This is a genomic window from Ruminococcus sp. 210702-SL.1.03 (assembly GCF_020559915.1).
In the GTDB taxonomy this organism is placed as follows: Bacteria; Bacillota; Clostridia; order Oscillospirales; family Ruminococcaceae; genus YE71.
The window spans coordinates 272,249-297,576 of the sequence record NZ_JAJCLZ010000001.1 but is presented as its reverse complement, the minus strand read 5'-3'; the positions used below and the strand labels follow the sequence as shown (position 1 = coordinate 297,576).

At 51.8% G+C, this 25,328-nt stretch carries 26 protein-coding genes; 25 read left to right on the top strand and 1 reads right to left on the bottom strand.

The window, feature by feature from the left end:
- The first annotated feature begins 81 nt into the window (after positions 1-81).
- From LI114_RS01370 to LI114_RS01305, 14 genes are all read left to right on the top strand, one after another.
- On the top strand, positions 82-399 hold the full coding sequence (locus LI114_RS01370; protein ID WP_227218715.1) for a hypothetical protein: 318 nt from the start codon (positions 82-84) through the stop codon (positions 397-399).
- A gap of 480 nt (positions 400-879) precedes the next feature.
- Positions 880-1,407, top strand: a complete 528-nt coding sequence (locus LI114_RS01365; protein WP_227218714.1) for a cysteine hydrolase family protein — start codon at positions 880-882, stop codon at positions 1,405-1,407.
- Positions 1,408-1,439: 32 nt separating this feature from the next.
- On the top strand, positions 1,440-2,876 hold the full coding sequence (locus tag LI114_RS01360; RefSeq protein WP_227218712.1) for a nicotinate phosphoribosyltransferase: 1,437 nt from the start codon (positions 1,440-1,442) through the stop codon (positions 2,874-2,876).
- A gap of 461 nt (positions 2,877-3,337) precedes the next feature.
- Positions 3,338-4,015 (top strand): response regulator transcription factor, encoded by a 678-nt coding sequence (locus LI114_RS01355; RefSeq protein WP_227218710.1) that lies wholly within the window; start codon positions 3,338-3,340, stop codon positions 4,013-4,015.
- 25 nt (positions 4,016-4,040) lie between these two features.
- On the top strand, positions 4,041-5,375 hold the full coding sequence (locus tag LI114_RS01350; RefSeq protein WP_227218708.1) for a sensor histidine kinase: 1,335 nt from the start codon (positions 4,041-4,043) through the stop codon (positions 5,373-5,375).
- A 184-nt stretch (positions 5,376-5,559) separates the two neighbouring features.
- A complete protein-coding gene (gene rpmE / locus LI114_RS01345) occupies positions 5,560-5,760 on the top strand; it encodes a 50S ribosomal protein L31 (protein WP_022127802.1) in 201 nt (66 codons plus the stop codon).
- A gap of 92 nt (positions 5,761-5,852) precedes the next feature.
- The gene (locus tag LI114_RS01340) at positions 5,853-6,479 is read left to right on the top strand and encodes a YigZ family protein (RefSeq protein ID WP_227218706.1); all 627 of its coding nucleotides are present in this window, start codon (positions 5,853-5,855) and stop codon (positions 6,477-6,479) included.
- A 197-nt stretch (positions 6,480-6,676) separates the two neighbouring features.
- Positions 6,677-7,672: a deoxyguanosinetriphosphate triphosphohydrolase gene (locus tag LI114_RS01335; RefSeq protein WP_227218704.1), complete on the top strand. Its 996-nt coding sequence runs from the start codon at positions 6,677-6,679 to the stop codon at positions 7,670-7,672.
- A gap of 30 nt (positions 7,673-7,702) precedes the next feature.
- Positions 7,703-9,475, top strand: a complete 1,773-nt coding sequence (dnaG, locus tag LI114_RS01330; RefSeq protein WP_227218702.1) for a DNA primase — start codon at positions 7,703-7,705, stop codon at positions 9,473-9,475.
- Between the two features lie 35 nt (positions 9,476-9,510).
- A complete protein-coding gene (rpoD, locus tag LI114_RS01325) occupies positions 9,511-10,611 on the top strand; it encodes an RNA polymerase sigma factor RpoD (RefSeq protein WP_227218700.1) in 1,101 nt (366 codons plus the stop codon).
- Between the two features lie 26 nt (positions 10,612-10,637).
- On the top strand, positions 10,638-11,105 hold the full coding sequence (locus LI114_RS01320) for an RrF2 family transcriptional regulator (protein ID WP_227218698.1): 468 nt from the start codon (positions 10,638-10,640) through the stop codon (positions 11,103-11,105).
- On the top strand, positions 11,062-12,126 hold the full coding sequence (locus LI114_RS01315) for a glycoside hydrolase family 25 protein (protein ID WP_227218697.1): 1,065 nt from the start codon (positions 11,062-11,064) through the stop codon (positions 12,124-12,126). The genes LI114_RS01320 and LI114_RS01315 overlap by 44 nt, the downstream gene beginning before the upstream one ends.
- Before the next feature lie 135 nt (positions 12,127-12,261).
- Entirely contained in the window at positions 12,262-12,525 is a 264-nt protein-coding gene (locus tag LI114_RS01310) for a type II toxin-antitoxin system RelB/DinJ family antitoxin (protein ID WP_022127795.1), read from the top strand.
- Complete coding sequence (locus LI114_RS01305) at positions 12,522-12,785, top strand: Txe/YoeB family addiction module toxin (RefSeq protein ID WP_022127794.1); 264 nt, start codon at positions 12,522-12,524, stop codon at positions 12,783-12,785. Before LI114_RS01310 ends, LI114_RS01305 begins: the two co-directional genes overlap by 4 nt.
- A 63-nt stretch (positions 12,786-12,848) precedes the next feature.
- Here the strand turns inward: LI114_RS01305 and LI114_RS01300 are convergent, their stop codons facing one another.
- A complete protein-coding gene (locus LI114_RS01300) occupies positions 12,849-13,688 on the bottom strand; it encodes a putative manganese transporter (protein WP_022127793.1) in 840 nt (279 codons plus the stop codon).
- A gap of 331 nt (positions 13,689-14,019) precedes the next feature.
- Between LI114_RS01300 and LI114_RS01295 the strand changes: the two genes are divergently transcribed.
- The 11 genes from LI114_RS01295 to LI114_RS01245 all read left to right on the top strand — a co-directional run bounded on the left by LI114_RS01295 (position 14,020) and on the right by LI114_RS01245 (position 25,317).
- A complete protein-coding gene (locus LI114_RS01295; RefSeq protein ID WP_227218694.1) occupies positions 14,020-15,558 on the top strand; it encodes an ATP-binding protein in 1,539 nt (512 codons plus the stop codon).
- Positions 15,559-15,816: 258 nt separating this feature from the next.
- Positions 15,817-16,335: a translation initiation factor IF-3 gene (gene infC / locus LI114_RS01290; RefSeq protein ID WP_227218775.1), complete on the top strand. Its 519-nt coding sequence runs from the start codon at positions 15,817-15,819 to the stop codon at positions 16,333-16,335.
- A 24-nt stretch (positions 16,336-16,359) separates the two neighbouring features.
- The gene (gene rpmI / locus LI114_RS01285) at positions 16,360-16,560 is read left to right on the top strand and encodes a 50S ribosomal protein L35 (RefSeq protein ID WP_022127790.1); all 201 of its coding nucleotides are present in this window, start codon (positions 16,360-16,362) and stop codon (positions 16,558-16,560) included.
- Positions 16,561-16,621: 61 nt separating this feature from the next.
- The gene (gene rplT, locus LI114_RS01280; RefSeq protein WP_022127789.1) at positions 16,622-16,975 is read left to right on the top strand and encodes a 50S ribosomal protein L20; all 354 of its coding nucleotides are present in this window, start codon (positions 16,622-16,624) and stop codon (positions 16,973-16,975) included.
- A gap of 67 nt (positions 16,976-17,042) precedes the next feature.
- Entirely contained in the window at positions 17,043-17,852 is an 810-nt protein-coding gene (locus LI114_RS01275) for a TrmH family RNA methyltransferase (RefSeq protein ID WP_227218692.1), read from the top strand.
- On the top strand, positions 17,845-19,053 hold the full coding sequence (locus LI114_RS01270; protein ID WP_227218690.1) for a DNA-processing protein DprA: 1,209 nt from the start codon (positions 17,845-17,847) through the stop codon (positions 19,051-19,053). The genes LI114_RS01275 and LI114_RS01270 overlap by 8 nt, the downstream gene beginning before the upstream one ends.
- Positions 19,054-19,080: 27 nt before the next feature.
- On the top strand, positions 19,081-21,180 hold the full coding sequence (topA, locus tag LI114_RS01265; RefSeq protein WP_227218689.1) for a type I DNA topoisomerase: 2,100 nt from the start codon (positions 19,081-19,083) through the stop codon (positions 21,178-21,180).
- 2 nt (positions 21,181-21,182) lie between these two features.
- Positions 21,183-22,526, top strand: coding sequence for a methylenetetrahydrofolate--tRNA-(uracil(54)-C(5))-methyltransferase (FADH(2)-oxidizing) TrmFO (gene trmFO, locus LI114_RS01260; RefSeq protein WP_227218687.1), 1,344 nt, complete (start codon positions 21,183-21,185; stop codon positions 22,524-22,526).
- Positions 22,527-22,549: 23 nt separating this feature from the next.
- A complete protein-coding gene (gene plsX, locus LI114_RS01255; protein ID WP_022127784.1) occupies positions 22,550-23,560 on the top strand; it encodes a phosphate acyltransferase PlsX in 1,011 nt (336 codons plus the stop codon).
- Between the two features lie 45 nt (positions 23,561-23,605).
- Positions 23,606-24,301 carry a ribonuclease III gene (gene rnc, locus LI114_RS01250; RefSeq protein ID WP_022127783.1) on the top strand — a complete coding sequence of 232 codons (696 nt, stop codon included), beginning with the start codon at positions 23,606-23,608 and terminating at the stop codon, positions 24,299-24,301.
- Positions 24,301-25,317: an elongator complex protein 3 gene (locus LI114_RS01245; protein WP_227218685.1), complete on the top strand. Its 1,017-nt coding sequence runs from the start codon at positions 24,301-24,303 to the stop codon at positions 25,315-25,317. The genes rnc and LI114_RS01245 overlap by 1 nt, the downstream gene beginning before the upstream one ends.
- The last annotated feature ends 11 nt before the right edge of the window (positions 25,318-25,328 follow it).

The window sequence follows — 25,328 nt, the reverse complement described above, 5'->3', positions numbered from 1 at the left end:
GTATATTTGGTGATTTATTGCAGATAATATTTTCAGCCGTAAAGTTCTGGCAAATCAAATTCAGAAAGGATCAACGCAGATATGAAAAAAATGTTTGCATTCATTCTCTCGGCGCTCACCGCCGCTGCAATGCTCACCGCCTGCGGCGATAACGAAGGCGATGTTTCGTCGAACGCTTCGTCTGAGGGCAAAGTTTCCTCCGCAGCCGATAAGGACGAGATGACCGACACTTCAAAGGCTGCCACCTCTAAGAAGAGCGAGTCCTCCTCAAGCAGTTCGCGCAGCGAGAGCGGCGATACGCTGATGTCTAAAGCCGACCGCGTAGGCGACGATGTTGCCGACGGTATCGACGACGGGCTTGACGCTGCTGAAAGTATAGTAGACGACATACTTCGCTGATGAGTCGAGAAAATGCCGCCCTGCGTGCTGCTGCGCGGGGCGCTTTTTTTGCACGCAGAAATATCCCGTGTGTATCAAATATGAATGAAATGTAAAAAGTATATGCCGAAAGGGCGTTATCCCTTTTCAAAACGAGAAAAAAATGTTATAATGATTAAGGCAGCACCGCACAACTACCGCCTAGCGGCTTTGTGCACGCCTTGCTTGAGTTTTTGCGTAGCTAAAACAGTTTTCCGCCATATCACCAAAAACCTCCTTGACTAACGCGAGTTAGCCTGCGTCGGCTTTTGGCAATCTGACGAAAAATCTGACGGTTCAATTATAAATTGAACCACGCAATCTCGTACACAATAGTTGTGCGGTGCTGCCTTTAAGCCTATCGCTGCAAATAATTTCACCACGCAGCGAAAGGCTTTTATGAATGATAATGACCGCGCGGAAAGATCCACCGCAGCGGATCTCTGAATTGGAGGAGCATATATGAAACTGCTTGTTGTTGTTGATTACCAGAACGATTTTGTAAACGGTTCTCTGGGATTTGAGGGCGCAGAGGCGCTCGACAGAAAGATAGCGCATAAGATCCGCGATTACCGCAAAGAGGGCGGAGATGTTATCTACACTATGGATACTCATCAGGAAGATTACCTTACTACTCAGGAGGGCAGAAAGCTGCCCGTAGAGCACTGCATAGAGGACACTCCCGGCCACCGTCTTTACGGCTTTACCGCTAAAGAGCGCACCGATAAGGATAAGGTATTTTATAAGGATACCTTCGGCTCGCTCGAGCTTGCAGATCACCTGAAATTTAAGTCTTACGATACCGTAGAGCTGGTAGGCGTAGTTACCAATATGTGCGTTCTCGCAAACGCCGTAATGATAAAGACCGCGCTGCCCGAGACCGAGGTCATCATAAATACCGAGTACACCGCCGCTCCCGACGCCGAGCTTGAGGCTAAGGCTTACGACGTTATGGAGGGTCTTCAGATAACCGTAGTTCGCCCCGAATAAGGCACTGCGGATAAAGGCAGGGGGTCTGCGCTATGAATCCATATAATTACACCATGCTTTGTGATTACTACGAGCTTACTATGGGCAACGGCTATTTCGTCAGCGGCATGAAGGATAAGATCTCGTACTTCGATCTCTTTTTTCGCGACGTGCCCGATGAGGGCGGCTTTGCCATCTGCTGCGGACTTTCGCAGGTGATCGAGTATATCAAAAACCTGCATTTTTCCGATGAGGATATAGAGTTTTTGCGCTCAAAGAATACTTTCGACGAGGGCTTTCTCGAATACCTCCGCGATTTCAAATTTACGGGCGATATTTACGCAGTTCCCGAGGGCACGGTAGTTTTCCCGCGCGAGCCGCTGATAACCGTCCGCGCGCCGTCTATACAGGCGCAGCTTGTGGAAACGTATCTGCTGCTGATGATAAATCACCAGTCGCTCATAGCTACTAAGGCTAACAGGATCGTTCGCGCTTCGCAGGGCAGGGCGGTGTCTGAATTCGGTTCTCGCCGCGCACATGGCGCTGACGCCGCTATCTACGGCGCTAGGGCTGCGGGCATAGGCGGCTGTGCTGCTACCGCCTGCACTATAACCGATCAGCTTTTCGGCTTTCCCGCTACGGGCACTATGGCGCACTCTTGGGTGCAGATGTTCGACGACGAGTATGAGGCTTTCAAGACCTACTGCAAATGCTATCCGAACGATGTCACACTGCTGGTAGATACTTACAACGTGCTTGAGAGCGGCATACCGAACGCCATCCGCGCTTTCAATACCGTGCTGAAGCCTATGGGCTGCCGGCCTAAGGGCGTGCGGATCGATTCGGGCGATATTACTTACCTCTCGCAAAAAGCCCGCAAGATGCTCGACGACGCCGGTTACCCCGACTGCAAGATAGTTGCTTCAAACTCACTGGACGAATACATCATTCGAGATATGATATATCAGGGCGCTAAGGTAGACCTTTTCGGCGTAGGCGAAAGGCTGATAACCTCGCGCTCCTACCCCGTATTCGGCGGAGTTTACAAGCTCTGCGCCGTTGAGGAAAACGGCAAGGTAGTTCCTAAGATAAAAATCTCTGAAAACGTAAGCAAGGTCACTACGCCGCACTATAAAAAGGTGTACCGCCTTTACGACCGCGACAGCGGAAAGGCGATAGCCGATCAGCTCTGTGTGTTCGACGAAAAGATCGACGAGAGCCGCGATCTCGTCATTTTCGACCCCGATTACACTTGGAAAAAGAAAATGGTGAGAAATTTCACCGCGAAAGAGCTGCTGCAGCCGATATTCATAAACGGAAAGCAGGTCTACAAAGAGCCGACGTACAAGGAGATATGCGAGTACTGCGCGGCGCAGGTGGACACCCTTTGGGACGAGATAAAGCGCTTCGAGAATCCGCATAAGTACTATGTAGACCTCTCAAAAAAGCTTTGGAGCATAAAAAATCAGCTTCTTGCGGAAAAGCTCTGAGCCTGCAAAAAGCTGCTGATAAAACGTATAAAGCGGATAAAAGCTGCTACGGCTCAGAAATGCCGCGGCAGCTTTTTTATCTTCGCTATAAATTTTGCCATAAAAAAATTAACGCTCACTACAATTTCGGCGTGGTAATGAGCATTAATTTTTTATAGAATTATGAAAGGGATAAGGTTAATTCAAAAGTTACGCTTGTCGGTTTGGGTTAAAGTTCAGAAAACTCTATCTGCGATCTTTGCAGACCGGTGAGAGGGGGGAAGATAACATCTTCTGAACTCTAACCTAAACCGACAGGCGGGAAGTTTTCGGCACATCTGCGCCTTATCCTTCCGACAACTATATATTAGCACCCCTGTGTGAACCGAATATGAATTATCGGGTCACAAAAGGGCAATTTTGATTAAAACACAAGAGTTTACAAAAACTTAACAATTAGCTTTTTAAGAAAGGAAAAAAGAATGTTTTCGATTCTTGTAGCAGAGGACGACGACAGCCTGCGCAAGCTGATGTGCGCGGCGCTCAAGCAAAACGGCTATATGCCTTACCCCGCGGTAGACGGTGAGGACGCGCTTGACGTTATGGAGCGCATATCGGTAGACCTCGTGATCTCGGACATAATGATGCCGAAGATCGACGGGTACGAGCTGGTAAAACAGCTTCGCGCTGCACGCTACGAAATGCCCGTGCTGATGGTAACGGCGAAGGACAGCTTTACCGATAAGCAAAAGGGCTTTATGGCGGGCACGGACGATTACATGGTAAAGCCTATCAATATCGACGAGATGATACTGCGCGTGGGCGCGCTGCTGCGCCGCGCAAAAATGGCTTCCGACCACGCCCTTACCGTCGGAAGCTGCACCCTGAATTACGACGCGCTTACAGTCACGTTTGAGGGCAAGTCGCCCGAAACTATACCGAACAAAGAGTTTATGCTGCTCTTCAAGCTGCTCTCGTACCCGAACAAGATCTTCACCCGCCGCCAGCTTCTCGACGAACTTTGGGGGCTGGAGAGCGAAGTAGACGAGCGCACGGTAGACGTTCACATAAAGCGCCTGCGCGAGCGCTATACGCCTAATGATGATTTCGACATCGTGACGGTGCGCGGGCTTGGATACAAGGCTGTAAAGAAAAAGTAGGACATTACGAAACGGACGTGAACTGATGAAAAAAGCGACCAAGATCAAAACGGGCAAGACCACCCTGCAATTCAAATTTGCGCTGATGTTCCTTGTAGTAATGCTGGTGTCATCCATCATTTCGCTGGCGGCGCTTATGCTTATAATGCGCCCCTCGCTGGTAGGCAACATCGAAAATCAGATAGTTACCCTCGCAAACTCGATGAAGCGGCTTGAAAGCGTGGGAAAGTATACCACCAGCGAGATAATCTCGATATGCAATAACGACACCTCGGAAGTTACCGTCATAAAGCCGAAAAGCACCGAGTATTACCGCGTTAAGATCGAGGCTTCCGAGCACAACTGCTACGTCGAGGTCACGGGATTTATACCTACGGTGGTGGGCTATACCGTTATAAACGGCGAGTATCTCAGCATTACATCGTTTGCCAAAGACAACTACTACTGGATGACGATAATGGCTATGCTGATAGCGCTTATGGTCAGCATAATCTTAGGCTCTGTGCTTACTGTATTTCTCACCCGCCGCATACTCCGCCCCGTCCGCAACCTCACGGGCGCTACGGCTATGGTATCCCGCGGACATTTCAACGTTACCGTACCGCTTTGCAAAGACGCCGAGCTGAACGTGCTCATCAATAACTTCAACAAAATGGCGCAGGAGCTTTCGGGCATAGAGTCGCTGCGCGGCGACTTTATCAGCAACGTTTCGCACGAATTCAAAACGCCGCTAGCCTCTATACAGGGCTTTGCAAAGCTTTTGCAGGACGATAACTTATCCGATGCCGACCGCCGCGAGTACACTCAGATAATCGTGAACGAAACGGGCAGGCTCTCGAAACTGACGACCGATATACTGCGCCTTTCAAAACTGGAAAATCAGACTACAGTAAGCAACAAAACGCGCTTTTCCATCGACGAGCAGATACGCAGGATTTTGCTTGTGCTGGAGCCTGAGTGGACGAAGAAAAACATCGAGCTGAATATAGAGCTGGACAGCGTTTACTACTTCGGCAGCGAGGAGCTTATGGCGCAGATATGGCAGAATATCATCAACAACGCGATAAAATTCACGCCCGAAAACGGCCATATAGGCGTGCGCCTTTTCCGCACCGATAAGAACATAACCGTTCGCATTTCCGACGACGGCCCGCAGATACCGCCTGAGGTCGCCGAGAAAATTTTCGACAAATTCTATCAGGGCGACAATTCGCGCAAGACTGAGGGCAATGGTCTGGGATTAGCGCTGGTGCACCGCGTGGTAGACCTCTGCGGCGGCAAAATATTTGTCGAAAACCTCTACGACGGCGGCGTGTGCTTTGTGATAGAGCTGCCTTACGTTATCTCGGATATGCAGTAGATGTTAAAAAAATGTTAAATGTAATGTGAAATGCTTGACAAAGGCATAAAAGTCTGATAAAATATATAAGGTCGTGTTGATACGGCTTTTATATTTATTGAATGCTGCATAGAACTACTGTCTGAACATAAATTGATGGGCTTCTATGAGTTCATAATTTTCGTTTGGAAGGAGGAAGTTTGTAATGAAGGAAGGAATCCATCCCGTATACGAGGAGACCACCATTACCTGCGCTTGCGGCAATGTCATCAAGACTCGCTCGACCAAGAAGGATATTAAGGTGGAAATCTGCTCTAAGTGCCATCCGTTCTACACCGGCAAGCAGAAGCTTGTTGATACCGGCGGACGTGTTGACAGATTTAAGAAGAGATTTAATCTCGACTAATTCACGATTTGAAGGGGCGGCTGATATGCCGCCCTTTTTTTACACTCTGCACACGCAGTTTTTGTTGAAATATCACGAAAGGGGCGTATAATATGTCAGATGAATACATGACGCTGCGCTCGTCATGCAGCGGCGAGATAGAGGAAAAGCGCTCGCGCTTCATAGCCTCGGCCGCGCCCGTGGAAACGGAAGAGCAGGCGGTGGAGTTTATAAATTCTGTAAAAGCTGCCAATCGTAAGGCTCGGCATAACGTTTACGCCTATATCCTGCGCGATGGCAACATATCGCGCTACAGCGACGACGGCGAACCGCAGGGCACGGGCGGCGTGCCGGTGCTCGAAACTATAAAAAAGGAAGGGCTTACAGATATTTGCGTTGTGGTAACGCGCTACTTCGGCGGCATACTGCTCGGCACGGGCGGTCTTGCGCGGGCATACTCGGCAAGCTGCCGCGAGGCGCTCTCGGCGGCGGATATTATGATAATGCGCCGCTGCTCGAAGATAACCGTGCGCTGCGACTACAATCTTTACGGCAGATTAGCGCGGCTGATGCCCGAATTTGAGGTCAAAATGCTGGAGGAAAATTTCGGCAGCGATGTCGAACTTGTAATGCTCGTAAAAAAAGACCTTGTCGAAAAATTTAAAGAAAAGCTTATAAACGCCGCCAACGGCAAACTGCAATTAGATGAAACGCCTGATATTATGGAGGATTTCTCTTGATATTTTGTGCAAGTCTACAAAAATACACAAATTTAGTTTGAAATAAAGGGATTTTCGGCGCGAAATTTGTATAATATATAGGCGGGGGATCTTGCGCTTGTACAAGTGTACAATTTTCGGCACACGCCCGCCGCTTTTTAGCTGACATTTTTTTCTGACGGATATTATCCGCTTTGCGATCACGGAGGTGCTGACAAATGCTTCCAAGAGAATTTCACGAACAGTTTGAAACAAAATACCTTTGCGACGCCGCCTGCCTTTCTTCAAAGACTCGCGGCAGGGAACGCCCCGCGCCCCTCTGCGACCTGCGCACCGAGTTCCAGCGCGACCGCGACAAGATAATACACTGCAATTCATTCAGACGGCTGAAGCTGAAAACGCAGGTCTTTCTCAGCCCCACCGGCGACCACTACCGCACCCGCCTTACCCACACGCTTGAGGTAGGGCAGATAGCGAGAACCATCGCGCGGGCTATGCGGCTGAATGAAGACCTTACCGAAGCTATAGCCATGGGGCACGATCTGGGGCACACGCCCTTCGGCCACGCGGGCGAGCGCGCGCTCAACCGCATAAATCCCAACGGCTTTAAGCACTACGAGCAGGGCGTGCGCGTGGTCAAGCTGATAGAAAATAACGGCAATGGCCTGAACCTTACTTACGAGGTGCGCGACGGCATACTGAAACACACGAACCAGTTCGCCGAAACGAAAGAGGGCATAGTAGTGCGCTTCGCCGACGTTATCGCTTATCTTAATCACGATATTGACGACGCTATCCGCGCGGATATTCTTACCGAAGAGGATATTCCCGAGGAAATAACGGGCGTGCTGGGCCACTCGAAATCTCAGCGCATAACCACCCTCGTCAGCGACCTTGTGAACAACGGCGTTTACCGTATGGAGATGTCGCCGAATATCCGCCGCGCATACGATGCGCTAAAGGATTTTATGTTCGATAACGTCTACTGCAACCCGACCTGCAAATCAGAGGAGAAAAAGACCTACTCTATGCTCGACGGACTTTACAGCTACTATTATAAATTCCCCGATAAGCTGCCCGAGCTTTACCGCTCGCTCGCTGAGCGCTACGGCAGAGAAACGGCAGTATGCGACTACATAGCGGGAATGTCTGACAAATACGCGGTAGACAGATTTGTAGAGATATATGTGCCCGCTTCGTGGAACGTGCGCTGAGCGGGAAGTTTTCTGAAAGGAAATGATATATTGGCATTTTCGGCTGAGTTTCTCGAAAGGCTGAAAGCGGCGAACCCGATAGCCGAGGTGATGGGCGAGTATGTTTCGACCAAGCGCGCAGGCAGGGATTACGTTTGTCTTTGCCCTTTTCACAACGAAAAAACGCCCAGCTGCTATATACACCCCGACCGCGAATTTTTCCACTGTTTCGGCTGCGGCGCGGGCGGAGATGTTATCAGCTTTATAATGAAATATCACAACCTCGATTATGTCGAGGCGATAAAAATGCTCGCCGAGCGCGCAAATATGGAGATGCCCGAGGACGATTTCCGCCAAAGCGGCAGCGGCAATACAGCTGAGCGGCGAAAGAAGATATACGATATGAACCGCGACGCGGCGAAGTTCTTTTACCACCAGCTCTCAAAGCCCGAGGGCGCTAAGTGCGTGAGCTACCTGATGCAGACTCGCCGCCTTTCGCCGCAGACGATAAAGCGCTACGGCATGGGCTGCGCGCCGAATAGCTGGAGCGCGCTGAAACAGCATATGCTCGGGCTGGGCTATACCGAGCGCGAGCTGGAGGACGCGGGGCTGATCTCGCGCTCAAAAAACAACACAAAAAAGACCTTTGACTTTTTCGTAGACCGCGCGATGTTCCCCTTCATAGACCTTACGGGGCATATAGTCGGCTTCGGCGGGCGCACGCTGGGCGACGATAAGCGCAAGTACCTAAACTCGCGCGATAGTTTGGTCTACAATAAAAATAAATTTCTGTTCTCTATGAACATCGCCAAAAATTCCGCCGTGAAAAGCGGCAGGGTGCTGCTCTGCGAGGGCAATCTCGACGTTATCTCGCTGACGCAGGCGGGCTTTGACAACGCCGTGGCTTCATGCGGCACGGCGCTCACCCCCGAGCAGGCGAAGCTTATCTCCAACTACGCTAAAGAGGTAGTCATATGCTACGACGCCGACGAAGCGGGTCAAAAGGCTACTCAGAAAGCGATAGGCATACTATCATCGGCGGGGCTTAAAACCACAGTTATACAGATGCGCGGCGCGAAAGACCCCGATGAATTTATCGGCAAATTCGGCGCGGCGGCTTTTGAACAGCTATTGGAAAAGGCGGCGGGCGCTGTTACATTTCGTCTGCAAAAGGCGAAAAACGGGCTTGACCTCGCCACCGACGCGGGCAAGCTGGAGTATAAGGACGCCGCGGTGAAGATACTCGCCGCACTTGGATCACCCGTAGAGCGCGACCTTTACGGTCACCGCGTCGCGGAAGAGCTGGGCGTGCAGTATCAGCTTTTAGAGCAGGAGATAAAAAACTCCGCTCGGCGTGAATATTACCGCAAGCAAAAAAAGCAGACGCAGGAAATGCTGCGTTTCGCTGATAGGCGTGACCCCTTAAACCCGCAGGCGGCGGCGCACCCCGGCGAAGCCAACGCCGAAGAGCTGCTGATCTGCTATCTGTACAATAATCCGGACTATTACCCTGAGATAGTGAAGATATGCCCGCCTGAGAAATTCGTAACGGAGTTCAATCGGCGCGTGTATGAGTTCATATGCAGTTCGATGGAAGCCATGCGCGACCACTCGGTAAGCTCAATGAATGAGCAGTTCACCCCCGAGGAGATAGGCGCGGTGACGCGGATACTCGAGCGCGGCAGGCGCGAGGGCATAACCCGCGAGGTGGCGGACGACTGCGTGCAGCGGCTGCTGGCATACCGCCCAAAGCTGAGCGGCGGCGAGCTTTCAGACGACGATTTCGCCGCTAAGGTAGAAAATATGAGGAAGAATAAGATGTGAGCGCGCAAGCGGCACGAATATAAAAGGAGAGATAGATGATGGATAAGAAAAGCATTATGGATAACCTGATGGAGCAGGGCAAGGCTAACGGCAAGCTTACTACTAAGGAGATAACCGATGCCCTAGAAAAGCTAGACTTTGACGTAGAGCAGATGGACGCTTTTTACGAAGCGTGCGAGCAGTACCATATCGAGATAATAGACGATATAGTGCCCGACGATTCGCTCAGCCTTATCAATCCCGAGGACGAGATCGCCCCCGAGGAGATAGACATCGGGCTCTCTACCGACGGCATAGCCATCGACGACCCCGTAAAGATCTACCTTAAAGAGATAGGAAGAGTGCCGCTGCTGACCCCCGAGGAGGAGATACAGCTAGCCGAGAAGATGTCTGGCGGCAACGAGGAAGAGGCGGCTAAGGCGAGAAAGCGCCTTGCAGAAGCTAACCTGCGACTTGTAGTTTCCATCGCGAAAAAGTATGTCGGCAGAGGAATGAGCTTCCTCGACCTTATCCAAGAGGGTAACATGGGTCTGATAAAGGCGGTAGAGAAGTACGACTACACCAAGGGCTTTAAATTCTCGACCTACGCCACATGGTGGATACGCCAGGCTATAACCCGCGCCATCGCAGATCAGGCAAGAACTATAAGAATACCCGTGCACATGGTAGAAACTATCACTAAGGTAAAGAAGGCCTCGAGCCAGCTGTTGCACCAGAACGGCCACGACCCCTCGCCCGAGGACATAGCCGAGTACCTCGATATGCCCGTAGAGCGCGTTCGCGAGATAATGCGTATAGCGCAGGACCCCGTTTCGCTTGAAACGCCTATCGGCGAAGAGGAAGACTCTCACCTAGGCGACTTTATCCCCGACGAGGACGCGCCCGCACCGCAGGAAGCCGCTTCGCAGGTAGCTCTGAAAGAGCAGATAAACCAGGTTCTCTCCACCCTTACCGAGCGCGAAGAGATGGTGCTGCGCCTGCGTTTTGGTCTGATAGACGGCAGATCGCGCACGCTGGAAGAAGTAGGTCAGCAGTTTAAGGTAACGCGCGAGCGCATAAGACAGATAGAGGCGAAAGCGCTGAGAAAGCTGCGTCACCCGAATAGAAGCAACAAAGTAAAAGATTACCTCGATTAAATCCCCTTTCGGAAGGAGATCATACCATGTATATCACACTGGAGACCGACTACGCAGTAAGGATAGTATCGGTGCTCTGCTTAGACGGCGGCAGGGTAGACGCTGCCACGATAGCGGGCAGGGCGAACGTTACGCTGCGCTTTGCGCTGAAGATACTGCGTAAGCTGGTGGCTGCGGATATTATAAGATCGTATAAAGGCACGCAGGGCGGATACCAGATAAAAATGCAGCCCGCGGACATTACGCTCAAAACCGTTATCGAGGCGATAGAGGGTACATACTATTTTTCAAGATGTCTTTCCGCCGAGCACGAATGCAGCCGCGGAGCGGACGGTATATGCTGCTATCAGAAAGCTTTCGGCGAGATCACGGATATGGTGAGAGAAAAGCTGGAAAGCTACAATTTTGCAGACCTGATAGCCGGCTCTGACGAATATCGGGAGCGATGCGATGAATGCAATGAACGAACAAAAGAAAAACTTCAAGCTGAATGAAGAAGCAAAACACAAGATAAACGACGAATATGTAAACCCTTCTCACGGCGCATCGCAGGGCTATCCGCAGGGGCAGGGAAGCGGGCATGGTCAGTATGGCAGACCGGCTAGACCTGTCGGGCCGACAAATCAGCCGCGTCCTGCAAATCCCGCACCGCCGCCGAGGAGAGTTCCCCCGCGCGACCCGCAGTGCATACCCGCCTACGCCGAGCCGCAGTATTATCCCCCCGAGGAGGACTACGGATACGGCGAAGAGCCGCAGCCGCCGAAAAAGAAAAAGCACCGTCTGCGAAAGCTGATGGTGGGGCTGACGATACTGAGCGTTTTCGTTATACTGCTGAACATAGCGTTCTTTTTCTACCGCGGGCAGATATGGTTCAACGAGCCGCGAAAGCGCGATTACCCCGTGCGCGGCGCTGCGATAGACCAAAGCTTAGGCAAGATAAACTGGGAGATAATGTCGCAGCAGACGATAAGCTTCGTGTACGTCCGCGCGACGAAAGGCACGTCATTCGTTGACGAGCAGTACGAGCAGAACCGCAAGAACGCCCGCAAGCAGGATTTGCTGGTAGGCTGCTGGCACGAGTTCGATTTCCGCACCGACGGGCAGAAGCAGGCGGAGCATTTCATAGAGGAATGCGGCGATATGCACGGTATGCTGCGCCCGATGGTGAAGCTGACGAAGTACGGCGTCTACAATCTGAAAATGAAAGACGCGGAAGCTGTGCGCGATAATCTGACGGCGTTTCTCGACACGCTGGAGGACTACTACGGCAGAAAGCCCGTGATAATGTGCGACGCGGCGTGCTATAAAAAGTACGTTCAGCCGTATTTCAGCAAATACACCCTCTGGACGATAGACCATTTCGGCAAGCCCGACGAAGATGGCTGGGCTATGTGGGAATTCAACCCCCGCGTAAGGACAGAGGGCTACGAAAACAGCAAAGAGTACTTCGCGATGTCAGTATACCGCGAGGGAAAAGAGCTGGATAATTTCAAGAAAAATCTGCTTATGATATGAGTAAAAAACAACGGCTGTTCACCCCAAAAAGCGAACAGCCGTTGATTTTGGACAAAAAGATGAAAATGTATAGCTTTTAGTTGACAATGTATGTACTATTGTGGTATAATGTATATAGAAAGGAGCGTGGAATATATGACACAGGTAAATTTTAGAATTGATGAAGAAGTCAAGGCTGACGCAGAAAAGGCTCTAAAGGATATGGGTCTTAATATGTCGACCGCTATAACGATGTTCCTTGTTAAAGTAGGAAGAGAAAGACGTATTCCGTTTGAGATAAACGCCGACCCGTTTTACAGCGCCGAAAATATGGCAGAACTGGAAAGACGTATTGCCAGCGTAAAAAACGGAGCGAGCACCCTCAAAGAACATGAATTGATAGAGGTTGACGACGAATGATAAAAATGTGGCATGATCTTGCTTGGGAAGAATATCTCTACTGGCAGACACAGGACAAGAAAACTCTAAAAAAGATAAATCGCCTGCTTAAAGATATAGATAGGAACGGTTATGAGTGTTCAGGCAAGCCCGAACCGCTCAGAGGCAATCTTTCAGGATATTGGAGCGTGCGGATAGACGAACAAAACCGCATCGTATTTCGTATAATCGGCGAGCAACTTGAAATAATGCAATGCGGAACACATTACGGCGATAAATAATCAAAACGGCTGTTCACCCCAAAAAGCGAACAGCCGTTATTTTTTATGCAGTTGTCAGCGCCGTCAAAGCACGGCGTTTATGATAAGTCCCGAGATGACCGCGGCGGCGTACATGACGCCCATTATCGCAAAGTTTTCTTTGTACCTGCGGTTGGTGCGGAAAAGTATCAGCAGGCCTACGCCCGCGCCTGTGCAAAGCCCCGCTATGCATGAGCCGAACGATAGCGCACCCTCGATGTAGAGCTGTGTTATCACTACGGACGAAGCGCAGTTTGGTATAAAGCCGAAAAGCGCTGTGATGAAAGGCTGAAAAATCGAGCCTTGCATGAGAAAATGCGAGATTTTCTCAGCGCCCGCAAGCTCTATAGCGCCGCCGAGGATAAGGCTGACTATGAAGATGAAAAGCGAGATCTTCACGGTGTGTATCAGCGCGCTGGTGAAGATGTTGTGGTGGTCGCAGTGGCAGTCGCGGCAGATGTCCTCGTAGTCGGGCTGCTCGTCGTTTTTGTGCAGCATTTTCAGTACGATGTCAACTATAAAGCCGACTATCAGCGCGATGATTATTTTTATCACGATAAGCTTCCAAAGCGCCGACGCGAATTTCGGGTTCGAGATAAGCATAGGTATAGCCTCGTCGCTGGTGGCGATGTATACCGAGATAAGCGTGCCCGCGCTTATCAGCCGTCCTGTGTAGAGATTTGAAGCCGCGGCGGAAAATCCGCACTGCGGTATGCTGCCCAGCAGCGCGCCGCCTACCGAGCCGAAAGGCCCCAGCTTTCGCAGCGCAGCGGAAAGCTTGTCAGCGTGGCTGTGCTCAGTGTACTCTATCAGCAGGTATACCAGATATAAAAAAGGTATTATCTTTAGCGTGTCGATAAGTGCGTCTAAAAAGATCTCTGTCATTTATTTCCTCCGTATCTATAACAGAACTGTTTTCAACTTTTTTTATGCTTGAAGTTTTATTATATATCAGCTTTAGGGCAATGTCAAGCGGTATTTTGTGAATTTTAGGCGGCACAAATTTTGCAAAACTATGCGACGATAATGCTGGATGTAATAATTTATTCGCAAATTACACATATTTAAACGTAACACTTTGTACAATCCTACAAAGCTTCATTATTCGGTTGACTTTATTTTAGCAATAGATTATAATATATATGAATGGTTTGTGTCACTTTTAAAACAAGCCGGTGACGCGCCGTTTTTATATTGAATCTACGGAGGATAGTGTATGAATATTAAAGAAGCAAAAATTCAGATAGAAAACGCTATACGCTCTTATCTGCTGAAAGATGAGTACGGCGATTACCTTATACCGCTGGAGAAACAGCGCCCTGTGTTCCTTATGGGCCCTCCGGGTATCGGTAAAACTGCCATCATGGACCAGATAGCGCAGGAGATGCAGGTAAACCTGGTTTCTTACGCTATGACTCACCAGACCCGTGAATCTGCTATCGGTCAGCCCATGATAGTTGAGAAAAACTTCATCGGTAAAGACGTTAAGGTATCAGAGAGCACGATGTCGGAAGTTATCGCGAATATCTATGAAACCATGGAAGAAACAGGCATCAAGGAAGGCATACTCTTCCTCGATGAAATTAACTGCGTAGACCAGTCGATAGCTCCTATGATGCTCCAGTTCTTGCAGTACAAGATCTTCGGCAAACACCAGATACCCGAAGGCTGGGTAGTTACCACCGCAGGTAACCCGCCTGAGTTCAACCACGCCGTTACCGATTTCGATATCGCTACCCTCGACCGTCTGAAAAAGGTAGACTGCGTTGCCGACTTTAACTGCTGGAAAGAGTTCGCGCTGAAAGCGCAGGTACATACCGCTATCATCACCTATCTTACCGAGTTTCCCGACCACTTCTACGGCATCGACTCGACCGAATCGGGAAAGCAGAGCTTCGTTACCGCCCGTGCTTGGGAAGATATGTCGGATATGATGCTGCTTCACGAAGAGGGCGGCGTACCCGTAGACCTTATCCTTATAGAACAGTATATACAGAACCACGATATAGCCGTTGATTTCAACGATTTCTACAACTACTTCTGCGAGGTCAAGGAGGCTTACCATATCGAGGACATCATCGCGGGCAACGCTTCCGCTGAGATAAAGGAAATGGCGAAGTCGGCTGGCAAGGAAGAAAAGGCTATCCTGCTCGACGTGCTCACCGCTGAGGCTTCGGGCGCTATGCAGTACAGCCGCGAAATGACCCGCCTGCTCGAGCAGATACTTCCTCTGCTTCAGGATTCGGTAGAGCGTCTGGCTGAAGGCTTCTCTAACCGCGAGATCTTCTCGCAGCATATCCTGCGCCGTCAGCGCGAGCTGGAAAAGAAGATCACCGCGCGCGTTATCAGCGCTTCCAAGAAAAAAGTAGAGCGCTGGGTGATCCACCACCTTGAGAATTATCTCGACGCTACCACTCAGGCTAGGGACAACCGCCGCGCTATACTCACCGTAATGCAGATGTACGACGAGAACGTGAATAAGGCTAAGGCTATAACTCAGAGCGCGGTAGATATATTCTTCAATACCATTCGATTCGTTATAGAAGTTTACGGTATCGGCAACGAGCTGCTCACCGTTTTCAATAACCTCTCTATAAACTCTAACTCGGCTAAGTTCATCGAAACTTACGGCTTTGAGGACTATATGTGCAACCCCGGCGGCCCCGAGCCGCAGGCTGATTACAGCAGATTCGACCAGTTCAAGATCAATTTCACGGTAGAAGAGCCGCAGCAGCGCTTCCGCAGGGGAATGTGACCGGCTGACTGTTTGCACGAAGTCATAAAAAGTTTACAATTAACGCTGTTGACAAATCGGCGGCGGTGGTGTATAATATATTAGAAATGAAAGCAGGGCAGTTTCCGCTCTCACCTTAAGCGCTTTTACGGCTGCGAAAAGGTAACCGTTTTGATATTTACGCCACGCGCTTTTTAAGAAGCGTTTTTATGTGCGATATTTTACGGACGCGGAAAGCTTTTCTGCGTCCGTTTTATTTTCTGATGGAGGTGTACTGTTATTAACAACAAAGACTACAAGATCAACGAGGATATACGCGAAAAAGAGATCAGAGTAGTGGATTCCGAGGGTAATCAGCTCGGACTAATGTCCTCAAGAGACGCACTCGAGAAGGCTTACAGCGAAGATAAGGATCTTGTTATGATCGCCGCGAATGCAAAGCCGCCTGTATGTAAGATCATGGATTATCGCAAGTTCTGCTTTGAGCAGTCAAAGCGCGAGAAGGAAGCGAAGAAAAATCAGAAGGTCATGGAAGTTAAGGGAATAAGACTTTCCTCTAACATCGATACTCATGACTTTAACACAAAGGTCAATCAGGCTCGCAAGTTTCTGGAAAATGGTGACAGACTTAAAGTAGAAGTTCGCTTCTACAAGAGAAGCTTTGCACATCCGGAATACGGCGAAGAGCTGCTCAAAAAGTTTGCAGAGGCAGTTTCAGAATCGGGCGTTGTTGATAAGCAGCCTAAAATGGAGGGACGCAGATATGTCATGTTCGTCGCTCCTAAGTCAGCAAAGTGATCAAAATTTAAGGAGGATAAATTTATGCCTAAGATCAAAACTCATTCCGGCGCCAAGAAGCGTTTCAACGTTACCGGCAGCGGAAAGGTAAAATTCCAGCACACAAATAAGAGACATAGACTCACGCAGAAGGATCACAAGCGCAAGAGAATCCTGCGCGGTGCAGCTATCGCTGATGACTCTAATGTAAAGAACATTAAGGCGCTCATTCCTTACAAGAAGTAATAACACGGGCCTTTAGGCTTATTAAATGAGAATTTCAGAAAATTTCAGGAGGTAATTTACTATGGCTCGTATTAAGGGCGCAATGATGACTCGTAAGAGAAGAAATAAAACTCTTAAGCTTGCAAAGGGCTATTTCGGCGCTAAGAGCAAGCATTTCAAGATGGCTAAGCAGGCGGTAATGAAGTCCGGCCAGTACGCTTACATCGGAAGAAAGCAGAAGAAGAGAGATTTCAGAAGACTCTGGATCACCAGAATCTCCGCAGCAGCTAAACTCAACGGAATGAATTATTCCACTTTCATGAACGGCTGCAAGAAGGCCGGCATCGGTCTTAACAGAAAGATGCTCTCCGAGATCGCTATCAACGATCCCGCAGGCTTCACAGCTATCGCTGAACAGGCTAAGGCTGCTCTTTAATCCATACAAATGACGCGCAAGCCGATAAAAGCCTGCGCGTTTTTCGTATTTTTGGAGGACATTTATAATGCTCATTTCAGGCAAGGATAACCCGAAGGTAAAGCTTTACCGCAAGCTTTACGAAAGCAAAAAGGCACGCGGCGAAACGGGGCTTTTCGTCGCCGAGGGTATAATAAACTGTATAGATCTCGCTCAGCTTGCCGAAAAAGGGCTTTTCGGGATAGAGGCGGTGTTTTATACCCGCGAGGCTGTTGAAAAATACCGCGGTCAGCTCGATACCGCCGCGCTTGAGGATTTCGACCCCAGACGCAGATTTGAAATAACGCCCGAGGTCGCCGAGAAGATGGGCGGCGTGGAAAAAACTCAGGGCGTTTTCGCGATAGCTAAAAAGCTCGACCGTAAGCTTACCGCCGAAGAGATCTCGCCGCGCGGAAAATACCTCGTGCTCGACAGCGTGCAAGACCCCGGCAACCTCGGCACTATGATACGTACCTCCGCCGCAGTGGGCATAGAGGGGCTTATCATGACGGGAAATACAGTCGATCTTTATAATCCTAAGGTCGTGCGCTCGGCTATGGCGAGTATGCCGCGCGTCAAGCTTTACATCGAAAAGGACTACGCTAAGGCGGTCGGACTGCTGAACGCTGCGGGCATAAAGACCTGCGCGGCGGTGGTGCACGGCGGTGAGTCGGCGCGGGAATTTGACTTCTCGGGCGGGTGCGCGGTTGTCATCGGCAATGAAGCCCGCGGGCTTTCGCAAGAGGACGCCGCGCTTTGCACACGCGCGGTGACCATCCCGATGAAAGGTGATATGGACTCGCTCAACGCCGCCATCGCGGGAACTATACTGCTTTGGGAGATGAGCTGCAATGAGTAACGCGGGCGAAACGGCGCTTTGGGTGTGGCTGAGCCTGGTTTTCGGCACGGCGAACGAGCGTATGTGGCAGCTCAGCGACAGCTACGATAACGTGCTTGATTTCTGCAAAGCGGCGGCTCGCGGCGCGGTAGAGGGCATGACGGCGAACGAGCGGCAGGCGGCGCACACGGTAAAGCTTTCCGAGGCGCGCGCGATTATCGCAAAGTGGGCTGAAAAAGGCGTGCAGACGGTCGGCTTCGGCGACGAGCTTTACCCGAAGCGGCTGAAATGGATACCCGACCCGCCGCCCGTACTGTATGCGCGGGGCGATATTACGGTGCTGGGCTCGCAGACCGCAATCGCGATAGTCGGCACGCGCACGCCCTGCGAATATTCGGTGAGCGCGATGAATATTATATGTTCGCAGCTCGTGGAAGCGGGCGCGCTGGTGATAAGCGGCTTCGAGCAGGGGCTTGACTGCGCGGCGAACAAGGCGGCTCTCGCGGCGGGCGGCAAAACGGCAGCCGTCTGCGGACGCGGCATACTCTGCAAATCGCCGGTAGATAAGCTGGACGAGGGCATAGTCGGCAGCGGAGTTTTAGTGTCCGAATTTACGGACAGTAACGATTACCGAGCGCCTACGTTCGGTTCGCGCAACCGCATACTCTGCGCGCTGGCGGACGGCGTGATCTTCATCGAATGTTCCAACGTGAGCCGCGGTTTGGATAACGCCGAAAAGGCGCGCGCGCTGGGCAGACCGATATTCGCCCTGCCGCCCGCTGATATAACCGACCGCAAATTTTACGGTCAGCGTGACCTGCTGCGGGCGGGGGCAGTGCCGATATTCGGGGCGTACGACGTGATACGCGCTCTGAAAAATTCTGGCAAGGCTGAGGATATGATACTGCCTGACATTTTTGAGAATAAAAAGCAGGCAAAGACCGTATCAGCCAAAAAGAAAACAAAAAATACAAAAAAAATCAAAGAAAAACAGGCGGAGGACTTGCACAAAAGCGAAAACTCTGCTACAATAGATATGAGCGGCCTTTCGCCGCGCCAGCAGGAGATCTGCAAGGCGCTGGAGAAGGGCGAGCTGCATATGAACCTGCTGGCGGAAAGGCTTTCGCTGCCCGTCAGCGTTCTTATAAACGAACTCATGACATTGCAGATAAAAAAGATAATAGATGAGCTGCCGGGCAAACGTTACAGATTGAAACGTTAAGGTGGGTTCGGAAAGGAGAAATCACACTTGTCAAATCTGATAATAGTAGAGTCACCTACAAAAATCAAGACTATAAAAAGGTATCTAAGCGGCGACTACGAGGTCATAGCCTCGCGCGGACACCTGCGCGACCTGCCGAAATCAAAGCTGGGCGTAGACATCGAAAACAATTTCGAGCCGCATTATATAAATATCAAGGACAAAGAGCCGATAATCAAAGAGATAAAAAAGAAAGCCAAAAAGTGCGACCACGTTTATCTCGCGGGAGACCCTGACCGCGAGGGGGAAGCTATTTCGTGGCATTTGGCACAGATATTGGGGCTCGACCTAAACGACGCCAACCGTGTAACTTTCAAGGAGCTTACCGCTTCGGGAATAAAGGCGGGAATGGAGCACCCGCGGCAGATAGATATGAATTTGGTAGACGCTCAGCAGGCGCGCCGCGTGCTCGACAGGATAGTGGGCTACAAGCTCTCGCCGTTCCTTTGGCGCAAGATACGCCGCGGTCTTTCCGCAGGCAGAGTGCAGTCGGTAGCGGTAAAGATGATCTGCGACCGCGAGGAGGAGATACGCAAATTCGTATCGACGGAATATTGGTCGGTAGACGCGGAATTTCTCGCAAAGGGCGCTAAAAAGCCATTCTCCGCAAAGTTGGAGCTGGTAGACGGCAAAAAGCCCGAGCTGCTTTCAAAAGAGCAGACCGACGCTGCGCTCGAGCGGCTCGACGGCGCGGTGTTTACGGCGGCGAACGTGAAGAAAAGCGTGCGCAGGAAATCGCCCGCAGCGCCTTTCACCACCTCGACCCTTCAGCAGGAGGCTTCGCGCAGGCTCTCGTTTCAGGCAAGGCGCACGATGAAAGTCGCGCAGGAGCTTTACGAAGGTCTTGAGATACAGGATATGGGTCCCGTGGGTCTTATAACCTATATGCGTACCGACAGCCAGCGTGTATCTGACGAGGCGCGCGCGCAGGCTTACGATTTTATAAAGGAAAAATACGGCGAGAATTATATTCCCGAAACGCCGAATAAATACAAGACAAAGGGCAACGCTCAGGACGCGCACGAGGCTATCCGCCCCACCCACCCCGAGCTTACCCCCGATATTGTAAAGCGCAGCGATGTTACCGCCGACCAGTACAAGCTTTACAAGCTGATATGGGAGCGCTTTATAGCCAGCCAGATGGCGAAGTGCATAATGAACACCGTTTCGGTAGATATAGAGGCGGCGGGCTGCATTTTCAAGGCTACGGGCTACTCTGTAAAGTTTGACGGCTTTACTGCGCTGTATGAAGAGAGCCGCGATGACGACGGCGAACCGAAAAACGACCTTTCGGCGGTAAAAAAGGGCGACGAGCTTCAGCTAAAGAGCCTTTCGGGCAATCAGCATTTCACTCAGCCGCCCCCGCGCTACACCGAAGCCACGCTAGTAAAGGCATTTGAGGAAACGGGCATCGGCAGACCATCTACCTATGTGCCGACGATAACTACCATACTTGCGCGAAATTACGTTGAGCGCGACGGCAAACAGCTAAAGCCATCGGTACTGGGCGAAGTTACCAACCAGCTCATGAGTGAGCATTTCGACAAGATAGTAGACGTGAAATTCACGGCGAATATGGAAAATGACCTCGATAAAGTTGAAAACGGCGAGATGCAGTGGACAGACACGCTGAAAGAATTTTACGGTGAATTTGAGCACGAGCTTGAAGAAGCTGAAGTAGCTATGGAGGGCAAGCGCGTGAAAGTGCCCTGCGAGGAAACAGACCAGGTGTGCGAAGTTTGCGGCAAGCCTATGGTGATAAAAATAGGCAGATTCGGCAAATTCATGGCCTGCTCCGGCTTCCCCGACTGCACTTTTACCAAGCGCATAGTGCAGGAAACGGGCGGAAACTGCCCCTACTGCGGCAAAAAGGTGCTGCTGAAAAAATCGAAAAAAGGCAAGAAATATTACGGCTGCGAGGACAACCCGAACTGCCGCTTCATGACGTGGGATGTGCCGATGGAGGACAAGTGCCCCAAGTGCGGCTCTACGCTTTTCCGCAAGGGCGGCAAAAACGGCAAGCTGGTGTGCCACAAAGAGGGCTGCGGCTACGAGAAAGACCTCGGCGAAAGCGATAAGGATATATGAGCGTGAATGAACTGAATGACGTGAACGAAAAAATAAACGTAGTCGGCGCAGGGCTTGCGGGCTGCGAAGCGGCATGGCAGCTTGCCTCGGCGGGTGTGCACGTGCGGCTTTTTGAGATGAAGCCCGAAAAATACACCCCCGCGCACAAGTACGGCGGCTTCGCCGAGCTGGTGTGCTCAAACTCGCTGAAAGCTGAGCGTATAGGCTCGGCGGCGGGTATGCTGAAAGAAGAGATGCGCCGCTTAGGCTCGCTGACTATGCAGTGCGCCGAGGAAAGCCGCGTTTCGGCAGGCGGGGCGCTGGCGGTAGACCGCAAAGCCTTTTCCGACGCCGTGACCGCGAAGATAAAGGCGCACCCCTTGATAGAGATAGTTTCGCGCGAGGTGACCGAGATACCGCGGGGCAGAACGATAATCGCGAGCGGCCCGCTTACATCAGACGCGCTGGCGCAGAGCATACACGAGCTTATAGGCGAAGATTACCTCTACTTCCACGACGCGGCAGCGCCGATAGTTTCTTTCGAGAGCATAGATATGGATCGCGCGTTTTACGCCTCTCGCTACGGCAGGGGAGCGGCGGATTATATCAATTGCCCGATGGAAAAGGAAGAGTACGAGCGCTTTTATAACGAGCTGGTGAACGCCGAGAGCGCCCCGCTGCACGACTTTGAGAAAGAGCATTTCTCGAAAGACGGCTTTAAGGTCTACGAGGGCTGTATGCCGATAGAGGTACTGGCGAAGCGCGGCGCGGACACCATGCGCTACGGCCCGCTGAAACCCGTGGGCATATACCACCCCGTCACCAACAAGCGCTACTACGCGGTGGTGCAGCTGCGCGCGGAAGACCCGCAGGGCAGTATGTACAACATCGTGGGCTTTCAGACAAATCTGAGATTCGGCGAGCAGAAGCGCGTGTTCTCGATGATACCGGGACTTGAAAACGCTGAGTTTCTGCGGTACGGCGTGATGCACCGCAATACTTTTATAGATTCGCCGAAGCTGCTGAGCGAGCAGTTCTTTATGCGCATCCGGCCCGAGATATATTTCGCGGGGCAGATGACAGGCGTAGAGGGCTATATAGAGTCGGCGGCGAGCGGCATCATCGCAGGGCTGAACATGGCGCGCGCGGTGCAGGGCAAGCCTTACGTCACGCTGCCTGCAACGAGTATGCTCGGCGCGCTGAGCAAGTATATCAGCGACCCTGCGGTAGAGAAATTTCAGCCTATGGGCTGCAATATCGGCATACTGCCGCCGCTGGGCGAGAAGATAAGGGATAAGAAAAAACGCTACGAAGCCGCCGCGCTGCGCGGTCTGGCAGATATGAGCGCTGTTATAGCGGAGCTGTAAAAGCCCGAGCTTGGAGGATAAATATGAACATAGTAATAGACGCTTTCGGCGGAGATAACGCGCCGCTGGAGGTCATAAAGGGCGCTATCGACGCGCACAACGATTTTCAGGTAGATATAACCTTAGTCGGCGACGAGCAGAAGATAAAAGACTGCGCTAAGAATAACGGGCTGGATATTTCCGCGCTCGCTATCCGCCACGCCGATACCGTGATAGACGTTTGCGAAGAGCCGACCGCCGTTGTAAAGGGCAAGAAAGACTGCTCGATGGCGGTAGGCATGAAGATGCTGGCTGACGGCGAGGGCGACGCATTCCTCTCGGCAGGCTCTACCGGCGCGCTGGTGGTAGGCGCTACCATGATAGTACGCAGGATAAAGGGCATAAAGCGCCCCGCGCTGGCTACAGTGCTGCCCACCGCAGGCGCGCCTACGATGCTGCTTGACAGCGGTGCGAACGCCGACTGCCGCCCCGAGATGCTGACGCAGTTCGGCATAATGGGCTCGGCTTACATGAACAAGATACTCGGCGTAGATACCCCCCGCGTAGCGCTCGCGAACATTGGCTCGGAAGAGTCGAAGGGCAGAGAGCTGGAGCTTGAAACATACCGCCAGCTTACCGAAGCGCCCGTTAATTTCATCGGCAATATCGAGGCTAGGCAAGTGCCGCTCGGCGACGCCGACGTGGTAGTTACCGACGGCTTTACGGGCAACATAATGCTCAAGCTGTATGAGGGTATGGGCAAATTCTTCTCGGGCGAGCTGAAAAATATCTTCACCGCGGGCACTAAGAACAAGCTCGCCGCGCTGATGATAATGTCGAGCGTGAAGGAATTTAAGAAAAAGGTAGATTACAGCGAGTACGGCGGAGCGCCGCTGCTGGGCACGGCTAAGCCCGTCATAAAAGCGCACGGAAGCTCTGACGCTAAGGCTTTCTACAACGCGGTTCGCCAGGCGAAGCTTTTCACCGAAACAGGCGTTATCGACGAGATAACCGCGGCGCTCGCCGACATGAAAAAAGCAAAGGAAAATGCCTGACCCCACTATAAAGCGGAAAGGTCAGGAAAGGCAAGGAGCTGCTAAATGAACGAACAGGAAAAAATGAAGGATCTGCAGCGGCTGATAGGCTACAAGTTCAAGAACGAGAACCTGCTTTACGAGGCGCTTTCGCACTCCTCATTCGCTAACGAAAATAAAAAGACCCGCCGCAGCAACGAGCGGCTGGAGTTTTTGGGCGACTCGGTGCTCTCGATAGCCGTGTCGGACTATATATTCAAACATTTCACGCATATCCCCGAGGGCGAGCTGACTAAGCTGCGCGCCTCGCTGGTCTGCGAAAACGCGCTTTTTGAGTTCTCAAAGCGCATAAAGCTGGGCGAGCACATTTTTCTCGGCAAGGGCGAGGAAATGACGGGCGGCAGAGAGCGTCCCTCGATAGTTTCCGACGCATTTGAAGCCGTTATCGCCGCGATCTATCTCGACGGCGGTATGGAAAAAGCGCGCGAGTATGTGCTTTCGTTTATCCCGAAAGACATCACCCCCGCGGGCGGCAAGGCTTTTCACGATTACAAGACGGAACTGCAGGAAGTTATCCAGCGAAATCCCGAAGAGAAGATAGAGTATTTTCTGAAAGGTGAGTCAGGCCCCGACCACGATAAGCATTTTGACGTGCAGGTGCTGCTGAACGGCATGGTCATCGGCGAGGGCAGCGGAAAATCGAAGAAAAACGCCGAGCAGGCGGCGGCGCGCGAAGCGCTGCGGCTTATGGGTCTGGAATAATGGCGCACAGCAATATATCAATTTTCGTGCCGCACGCAGGCTGCCCGCACAACTGCGCTTTCTGCGACCAGCGCACGATAACCAGCACCGAAAAGCCGCCCCGCGCGGCGGACGTAGAGCGCATATGCACGGCGGCGCTGGGCGAGGTGCGCGACCCTGCTGATACTGAGATAGCCTTTTTCGGCGGCAGCTTTACAGCCGTGCCGCGCCGCTATATGCTTGAGCTGCTAGAGGCGGCGCAGCCTTTCATCGGCGAGGGCAGGTTCAGCGGCATACGCATATCTACCCGCCCCGACTACATCGACGAAGAGATACTCGACATTCTCAAGGCGCACCACGTTACGGCGATAGAGCTGGGCGCGCAGTCGATGAGCGACGAGGTGCTCGAAGCTAACGAGCGCGGACATTCGGCTAAGGACGCGGCTTACGCGGCAATGCTGATAAAAAGCCGCCGCTGCTTTCAGCTCGGCTTGCAGATGATGGTAGGGCTTTACAAGAGCACGCCGCAGGAAGAGCGCAGATCTTGGCGCAGGATAGCGGCGCTTTCGCCCGACACCGTGCGCATCTACCCCGTAGTTATACTGGAGGGCACGCGGCTGGGCGAGCTTTATAAAAGCGGCGAATATCAGCCTTTCGACTTCGACACAGCGGTGGAGCTTTGCGCGGGATTTCTTGCCGACGCCGAGCAGCGCGGCATAGAGGTCATAAAACTGGGGCTGCACGCCAGCCGAGATGTGGAAGCAAAAAAACTGGGCGGATTTTACCATCCCGCATTTCGCGAACTTTGCGAGGGCAGGCTGTATCTGCGGCAGATGGTGAAAGAGCTGACGGCGGCGGGCGGCGGAAAGCTGCCGAAAAGCGCCGTGATAGCCGTGCCGCCAAAACACATGAGCCGTGCGGCGGGTCACAAGCGCTGCAACGCCGAATACCTCCGCACGCTGGGCACACAGGTGAGATTTATCCCCCGCGAGGGCGCGGAGCATTTTGAGATAGAGCAGGTAGAAAACGCAGATTAAGGAGCGCTGAG